Origin of the sequence: Coprococcus intestinalis (assembly GCF_023656595.1) — a bacterium.
Taxonomy (GTDB): domain Bacteria; phylum Bacillota; class Clostridia; order Lachnospirales; family Lachnospiraceae; genus Coprococcus_A; species Coprococcus_A intestinihominis.
In genome coordinates this window covers 262,153-270,476 of sequence record NZ_JAMOKJ010000003.1, presented here as the reverse complement: position 1 = coordinate 270,476, position 8,324 = coordinate 262,153, and the positions used below count along the sequence as shown (strand labels likewise).

The following is an 8,324-nucleotide window of genomic DNA, read 5'->3' as shown; positions in this document are numbered from 1 at the left end:
CAGAGTAGCCAAGTCCGGACGGGATAAACGCTGAAGGCATCTAAGCGTGAAGCCCCCCTCAAGATGAGATCTCTCATTCGAAAGAAGTAAGACCCCTTGAAGACGACGAGGTAGATAGGGCAGGGGTGGAAGGGCAGTAATGTCCGGAGCTGACTGTTACTAATCGGTCGAGGGCTTGACCAAAATGGTTCTAAAAGGCAGAGTGTTTTATGATATGCAGTTTTGAAGGTATGTAATATAAAAGAGAGAGACCAGAAGTCACAAGATTTCTGGTCTCTTTTTGTACAATATGCAAAAATTAAAAATTTATCAATTTAATTATTGACACGAATAGTTAGCTAGTATATAATTAGCTCACAAAGTATTAGTAAGCTAAAAATAAAGCGAGCAAATGAAAGGGGCTAAATGAGATGATAGGGTTTAATTTAACAGAAGAACAGAAAGAGATGCAGGCATTTTTCCGTAAGTTTTCACAGGAACGTGTGAAAGCAGCTGCAGAGAAGATGGATGAAGAAGAGAAAATGGATATGGATCTCATCCATGAGATGCAGAGCCTTGGTATGTTTGGCATTCCATTCTCAGAAGAAGTTGGCGGTGCAGGACTTGATGTTTTTAACTATGTTCTTTTAATGGAAGAACTTTCAAAAGTTGATGCCAGCACAAGTATTACAGTATCTGTACATACATCTTTATGTGCATCCAGCATTGAAGAATTTGCAACACCTGAGCAGAAAGAAAAATGGCTTCGTCCACTGGCTGACGGCAGCAAGATTGGCTGTTTCGGTTTAACAGAGCCAGATGCAGGTTCTGACGTTGCAGGCGCAAGAACAGTTGCAGTTAAAGACGGTGATGAATATGTCATCAACGGTAGCAAGATTTTCACAACAAACTCCGGATTCGCTGATACATTCCTTGTATTTGCTTTAACAGATAAGGCTGCAGGTCCTCACAAAGGCATGTCTGCTTTCCTTGTTGACAGAAATACACCAGGTATCACAGTTCAGCCGGATATCAAACGTATGGGTATCCGCGGTGCTTCTAACTCAGAAGTTGTTTACACAGATGTACGTGTACCTGCTTCTGATTTACTTGGCGGCGAAGGCAAAGGCTTCAAGATCGCTATGAAAGCACTTGATGGTGGTCGTATCGGTATTGCTGCTCAGTCTGTAGGTCTTGCACAGGGCGCTTTAGATGAAGCAATTGCATATTGCAAAGAGAGAAAACAGTTTGGCAAGCCAATCACAGCATTCCAGAATACACAGTTCAGAATTGCTGAATTACAGGCAAGAATTGATGCAGCTCGTCTTCTTACATGGCGTGCAGCTGTTGCTAAAGACAATGGCGAACCTTACAATGTATATGCTGCAGAAGCTAAACTGGTTGCTTCTGATGTAGCAAATGATGTTTGCCGTGCAGCTGTTCAGTTCATGGGTGGCTATGGCTACTGCCGTGAATACGGTGTTGAAAGAAAGCTTCGTGATGTCAAGATCACAGAGATTTATGAAGGTACATCCGAAGTTATGAAGATGGTTATCTCTGGCTCTTTACTTAGATAATTGTCGGTTGATAGAATAATAACGAACTCCCTAAATGTTTAAAAGTATAAGTGAGGCCGGCCAGTCATGATGATTGGCCGGTTTTGTTTTGTTAAAAATTTGCTTTTGTTGAAAAACTTTTCGAATAATTGTAAAAATTCACAAAAAATACTTGTATAAAATAGCCTTATGAGGTATAATAATACAAGAAAATGAATAGGATCTTCAGGGCAGGGTGCAAGTCCCTACCGGTGGTAAAGCCCACGAGCCGCAAGGTTGATTCGGTGCGAGTCCGAAGCCGACAGTATAGTCTGGATGGAAGAAGATAAATTGACGTAAGTTTGTGACTGAATTTATTGACTGCTCTGGTTAGTATGTATTGACCAGAGCATTTCTTTTGTTATAGCATTGTATGTGCCTGAGTGTACATACAATTGTGTTGCAAGTTGACTGCGCGGTGCGCAATTGAGTGTAAGCTATGGTGCCTCTGAAGAATAGATTCAGGGGCATTTTCTGGTTTCACGGGCATTTTCCCGTGAGGCAAAACGTAGACGATAAGGGGTTGGAGTAAATGACAGACAGAAATCAGGAAGATTTACGTTATATGCAGATGGCGCTTGATATGGCAAAGCTTGGGCGTGGCTATACAAACCCTAATCCCATGGTGGGAGCAGTGATTGTCAAGGATGGACAGGTTATTGCAAAAGGATATCATCATTGCTGCGGACAGGGACATGCGGAAGTTGAAGCATTTAAGGATGCCGGAAATCAGGATGTAACTGGAGCAACGATATATGTTACTTTGGAACCATGTTCGCATTATGGTAAGACGCCGCCTTGTGCAGATAAGATTATTGAGAAGAAGATCGGACGGGTAGTTGTCGGTGCACTTGACCCGAATCCATTGGTAGCCGGACGGGGAATTGAGAAGATTCGCAATGCAGGAATTGAAGTAACAACTGGTGTTCTTGCAGAAGAAAGTATCAAGCTCAATGAGATTTTTATGAAGTATATTGTGAACAAGGAACCTTTTGTATTGTATAAGTCAGCCATGTCATTGGATGGCAAGATTGCTACGGCAAGCGGTGAGTCACAGTGGATTTCCTGTGAAGCATCGAGAAAGGAAGTTCATGAACTCAGACACCAGTATATGGCCATTATGGTAGGATCACAGACGGTTCTTGATGATGACCCGATGCTGAACTGCAGATTAATAGAAGGCAAAGATCCAATCCGTGTTGTTGTGGATTCCTCATTACGGATTCCGATGACAGCACGTCTGGTGAAAACAGCCAGGGACATCAGAACGATTGTGGCATGTACGCCGTCAGCAGATGAAAAGAAGATTAAAGATTTGCAGAATGCAGGTGTTGAAGTGTTGAGCATTGAAGCGAAAGATGGACATGTTGATCTTAAGAAATTGACGGAAGAACTGGGACGTATGCAGATTGACAGTATTTTACTGGAGGGCGGAGCAACTTTGGCAGCAGCAGCCTTTGGAGCAGGAATTATCGACAAGGTTCAGATGTACATTGCGCCGAAGATTATCGGCGGCAAGACATCAAGAACACCTGTTGGCGGCAAAGGTGTTGAACATCTTTCAGATGCCTGGCAGCTTAAAGACATAACAGCGAGAAATATAGGCAATGATATATGTATCACGGGCTATATCAGACGGGAGGCATGATATGTTTACAGGTATTATAGAAGAAATAGGAATAGTGAAACAGCTTGTTCCGGGAAAGGTATCCTATCGGCTGACTGTGAGTGCCAATAAAGTGCTGGAGGGAACTCAGGTTGGTGACAGTATTGCTACCAACGGCATTTGCCTGACGGTAACAGCGATTCACGGCAATAATTTTGATGCGGACGTCATGGCAGAAACTGTCAGAAGAACCAATTTCTCATCCCTGCATGCAGGAAGCCGTGTGAATCTTGAACGTGCCCTGACACCGATGAGTCGGTTGGGCGGGCATATTGTCAGCGGTCATATTGACGGGACAGGCACAATCTCTGATATGACAAGAGAGGATAATGCTGTCTGGGTAACTGTACAGACAAAGCCTGATCTGCTGAAGTATATGATAGAAAAGGGTTCTATTGCCATAGACGGTGTGAGTCTGACCATTGCCTATGTGGATGACGGCTGCTTTAAGGTATCTGTCATTCCGCATACAGGTGAAGAAACAATTTTATTAAAGAAAAAACCGGGAGACACCGTCAATCTTGAATGTGATCTCATTGGAAAATATGTCGAGAAATTGCTGTTTGGTAAGGCAGAAGAAACACAGAAATCTTCCGGCGGTATTACAGAAGCATTTCTGGCAGAAAACGGATTTATGTAGGAGGAAACAAAGAGAATGAAGGAATTTAATTCAGTAGAAGAAGTCATCGAAGCCGTTCGTGGCGGCAAGATTGTTGTTGTTATGGACGATGAGGATAGAGAAAATGAAGGGGATGTCATCTGTGCGGCTGAATTTGCAACACCTGAGAATGTCAACTTTATGGCATCTTATGCAAAAGGCTTGATCTGTATGCCGATGCATGTTGATTATGTAGAAAAGCTTGGCCTGGACATGATGTGCTCCGTTAATACAGATAACCATGGAACAGCATTTACAGAATCCATTGATTATAAAGACACAACGACAGGTATTTCTGCTTTTGAGCGTTCCATGACAGCCATGAAGGTTGTTGAAGATGGTGCAAAACCGGAAGATTTCAGAAGACCGGGGCATATGTTCCCACTGGTTGCTAAAAAGGGCGGTATCTTTGAACGTCCGGGACATACAGAAGTGACGGTTGATCTGATGGAGATGGCGGGACTCAAGAAAGTTGGTCTTTGCTGTGAAATCATGAAGGATGACGGCACAATGGCAAGAAGAGATGATCTGCTGGCATTTGCAGAAGAACATGATTTGAAGATCTGTACAATTGCGCAGATCAAGCGATACAGAAAAGAACATGAGAAACTGGTTGAATGTGTGGCAAAGGCAAAACTTCCGACAAAATACGGCGATTTCATGATGTATGGCTATATCAACAAGCTGAATGGTGAACATCATGTGGCACTGGTTAAGGGGGAAATCGGCGATGGCAAGGCTGTATTATGTCGTGTCCATTCAGAATGCCTGACAGGTGATGCGTTTGGCTCCCAGAAATGTGACTGCGGTGAACAGCTTCAGACGGCGCTTCGTATGATTGAGAAGGAAGGCCGAGGCGTATTGTTATACCTCAGACAGGAGGGCCGAGGCATTGGTCTGATCAACAAAATCAAAGCTTATGCCCTGCAGGATCAGGGATATGATACTATTCAGGCCAACATTATGCTTGGTTTCCCGGCAGATATGAGAGATTATACTATCGGTTCCCAGATTCTTGAAGACCTTGGCGTTCATGAACTGAGACTGATGACCAATAATCCTGAGAAGATTGATGGTATTGCGGCCTTTGATCTGAAGATTATCGAAAGAGTTCCAATCCAGATGGAATTAGGCAAAAATGATGCTTTCTACCTTTTAACAAAGAAAGAAAAGATGGGCCATCTTCTGACATATCCGGTGACACTGGAAGAGGAAGAGAATGCCAAAAAGGACAACAAAGACAACAAATAAATTAATTATTTATAAATGAAAGGAAGTATAGAGATGAACGTATTAGAAGGAAAATTAGTAGCAGAAGGAATGAAGATTGGTATTGTGTGTGCACGTTTTAATGAATTTATCACATCCAAACTTCTCGGCGGTGCCATGGATGCACTTGTAAGACATGGCGTTGCAGACAGCGATGTTGATGTTGCATGGGTACCGGGAGCATTTGAAATTCCTCTGGCTGCTCAGAAAATGGCTGCAACAGGCAAGTACGATGCAATCCTCTGCCTGGGTGCTGTCATCAAAGGTTCTACATCTCATTATGATTATGTTTGTGCAGAAGTATCTAAAGGTATTGCAACTGTTTCATTATCATCCGGTCTGCCGGTTCTCTTCGGTGTTCTGACAACAGATAATATTGAACAGGCAATCGAAAGAGCCGGTACAAAAGCAGGCAATAAGGGATATGATGTTGCTGTCAGCGCAATTGAAATGGTCAATTTGTTCAAAAATCTGTAAAAATTCGGTTAATTGTACAGCGTAATGCTATATTGACTAAAAATACCCGTCAAATCAATTTGACGGGTATTTTTTGCATTCAATCTGCCTATGAAAAAAGGAAAAATGATCAAAATTGTTGTTCAATCTGCAAAGAAAAGCTGAAAAAAAGAAAAGTCAACAAAGTTCCCGGAGTTTCTTTGGCCAAAGCATCCATGGCCGTTTTAAGAAAAATGTTGTAGTATAGTAACAGTTACTATATTATTGAAGCGGCTGAATGCTGATAACGAGGAGGAACTTATGGCAAGTTTATCATTAAGAAATATTTATAAAGTTTATCCAAATGGTTTTAATGCGGTAAAGGATTTTAATCTCGAAATAGAAGATAAAGAGTTTATTATTTTTGTTGGTCCTTCCGGCTGCGGTAAATCAACAACACTTCGTATGATCGCAGGCCTTGAGGAGATATCCAAAGGTGAACTCTACATTGATGACAAACTGGTCAATGATGTTGAACCGAAAGACAGAGATATCGCAATGGTGTTCCAGAGTTATGCTCTTTATCCGCATATGTCTATTTATGATAATATGGCATTTGGCCTGAAGCTGCGCAAGATGCCGAAAGATGAGATTGACAGAAGAGTCAGAGAAGCTGCAAGAATTCTTGATATTGAACATCTTCTCGACAGAAAACCGAAGCTTCTGTCCGGTGGTCAGAGACAGCGTGTGGCTATGGGGCGTGCGATTGTTCGTGAACCGAAAGTATTCCTGATGGATGAACCGCTTTCTAATCTGGATGCGAAACTGCGTGTGCAGATGAGAATTGAGATTTCCAAACTGCATCAGAGACTGCAGTCTACGATTATTTATGTTACCCATGACCAGACAGAGGCTATGACATTGGGCACAAGAATTGTTGTTATGAAGGATGGCGTGATTCAGCAGGTGGATTCACCGCAGAATCTTTATGACCGACCAGACAATCTTTTTGTAGCCGGTTTTATCGGTTCTCCGCAGATGAACTTTATTGATGCAACAGTTGTTAAAGAGGGCGGTGAGCTGTTCCTTGAATATGGTGAGCACCATAGAGTGATTCTGCCACCTGAGAAAGCAGCGAAGCTGACAGATTATATCGGCAAAGAGGTCACATTCGGTATTCGCCCTGAGGATGTTTTTGCAGCGGACAAATACGAAGCTGCCCATGAACATAATACAGTGGAAGCAAGTGTGCGTGTATTTGAGATGCTGGGTGCAGAAGTATTCCTGTATCTGACGGTTGATGGATTTGATGTCACATGCCGTGAACATCCGAGTACAAAGGCAAAGCCGGGAGATATTATGAACATTTCCTTTGATGTGAACAAGATTCATGTCTTTGACAAAGAAACACAGATGACAATTACGAATTAAATTCAACAGATGGATGAATATTTGAACAATTTTAGAGGGGATACAGGTTGTATTCCCTCTTTTTATGGTTTATGATTATAGCAGCTTAAATCGAGAACATAAAAGGAGGAATTGCGGATGGCATATAATCAGATGCTGCAAAGTACGATTGAAGGAGTTAAGTCCATTGCAAGGACGGATCTGTGCCTGATGGATACAGAGGGCAATGTGATTGCAGCAACGAATGAGGAGGCACAGCAGTATAAGGAATCTGTATTGACATTTGTTGATTCACCGGCGGAGATACAGGTTGTTCAGGGCTATCAGTATTTTAAGATCCTGGACGGTACAACGGTTGAATATGTGATGCTGATTCGTGGTGACAGTGATGATATTTACACAATCGGCAAACTGGTTGCATTTCAGATACAGAACTTATTGTCCGCTTATAAAGAGAAATATGACAAAGAGAACTTTATCAAGAATGTACTTCTGGATAATATGCTCTTGGTGGATATTTATAATAAGGCCAAGAAACTCCACATTGATGCTGAGGAAAGACGGCTTGTATTTGTGATTGAGACGAACAGACAGCGGGATAATCATGCCATGGAAGTGGTGAAGAGCCTTTTTACCGGCAGACATGGGGATTATATTACAGCGGTGGATGAAGAGAATATTATCCTTGTGAAGGGACTGGATCCGAAGGAGACATATGATGAAATGCAGACCCTTGCCAAAACCATTGTTGATCTATTGAATACTGAGGCAATGATCAATGCAAGAATAGCGTATGGTACCATCGTACATAATATCAAGGATATTTCCAGGTCCTATAATGAGGCGAAGATGGCACTGGATGTAGGTAAGATTTTTTATGATGAGAAGTCTGTCATTGCATATAACAAGCTTGGTATCGGACGTCTGATTTATCAACTGCCGATTCCGTTGTGCAAGATGTTTATTGATGAGATTTTTCCTGGAACGACACCGGATGAATTTGATGAGGAGACATTGCTGACAATCCGCAAATTCTTTGACAATAGCCTGAATGTATCAGAGACGGCAAGGCAATTATATATCCATAGAAACACCCTGGTTTATCGTCTTGACAAGGTTAATAAAGCAACAGGATTGGATCTGAGAGTTTTCGAAGATGCTATTACTTTTGAGATTGCATTGATGGTTGTGCGCTATATGCACTACATGGAGAATAAGATATACTGATTTTGTATATGAAAAAAAGTGATTTAATGATGAAACTTTGCATTTTTACTTAAAATTTGTAAAGTATGCTTGAAATTGTCGGGCT

The 8,324-nt window shown here is 42.0% G+C and carries 7 protein-coding genes, 1 rRNA gene and 1 riboswitch; all 8 genes read left to right on the top strand.

Going from position 1 to position 8,324, the window contains the following annotated elements; translation table 11 throughout:
* Window positions 1–183: ribosomal RNA gene (locus NBH03_RS04125) — 23S ribosomal RNA — on the top strand; the annotation flags it as partial.
* Between the two features lie 227 nt (window positions 184–410).
* Window positions 411–1,556: an acyl-CoA dehydrogenase family protein gene (locus tag NBH03_RS04120; protein WP_015513953.1), complete on the top strand. Its 1,146-nt coding sequence runs from the start codon at window positions 411–413 to the stop codon at window positions 1,554–1,556.
* 196 nt (window positions 1,557–1,752) lie between these two features.
* Window positions 1,753–1,866: riboswitch (FMN riboswitch) on the top strand.
* A 240-nt stretch (window positions 1,867–2,106) separates the two neighbouring features.
* Complete coding sequence (gene ribD / locus NBH03_RS04115) at window positions 2,107–3,222, top strand: bifunctional diaminohydroxyphosphoribosylaminopyrimidine deaminase/5-amino-6-(5-phosphoribosylamino)uracil reductase RibD (protein WP_250797391.1); 1,116 nt, start codon at window positions 2,107–2,109, stop codon at window positions 3,220–3,222.
* Between the two features lies 1 nt (window position 3,223).
* The gene (locus tag NBH03_RS04110; protein WP_015513955.1) at window positions 3,224–3,880 is read left to right on the top strand and encodes a riboflavin synthase; all 657 of its coding nucleotides are present in this window, start codon (window positions 3,224–3,226) and stop codon (window positions 3,878–3,880) included.
* A gap of 15 nt (window positions 3,881–3,895) precedes the next feature.
* A complete protein-coding gene (locus NBH03_RS04105; protein ID WP_250797387.1) occupies window positions 3,896–5,149 on the top strand; it encodes a bifunctional 3,4-dihydroxy-2-butanone-4-phosphate synthase/GTP cyclohydrolase II in 1,254 nt (417 codons plus the stop codon).
* Between the two features lie 33 nt (window positions 5,150–5,182).
* Window positions 5,183–5,644, top strand: a complete 462-nt coding sequence (gene ribH, locus NBH03_RS04100; RefSeq protein WP_015513957.1) for a 6,7-dimethyl-8-ribityllumazine synthase — start codon at window positions 5,183–5,185, stop codon at window positions 5,642–5,644.
* Between the two features lie 279 nt (window positions 5,645–5,923).
* A complete protein-coding gene (locus NBH03_RS04095) occupies window positions 5,924–7,033 on the top strand; it encodes an ABC transporter ATP-binding protein (protein WP_215689348.1) in 1,110 nt (369 codons plus the stop codon).
* 117 nt (window positions 7,034–7,150) lie between these two features.
* Complete coding sequence (locus NBH03_RS04090) at window positions 7,151–8,239, top strand: PucR family transcriptional regulator (RefSeq protein ID WP_015513959.1); 1,089 nt, start codon at window positions 7,151–7,153, stop codon at window positions 8,237–8,239.
* The last annotated feature ends 85 nt before the right edge of the window (window positions 8,240–8,324 follow it).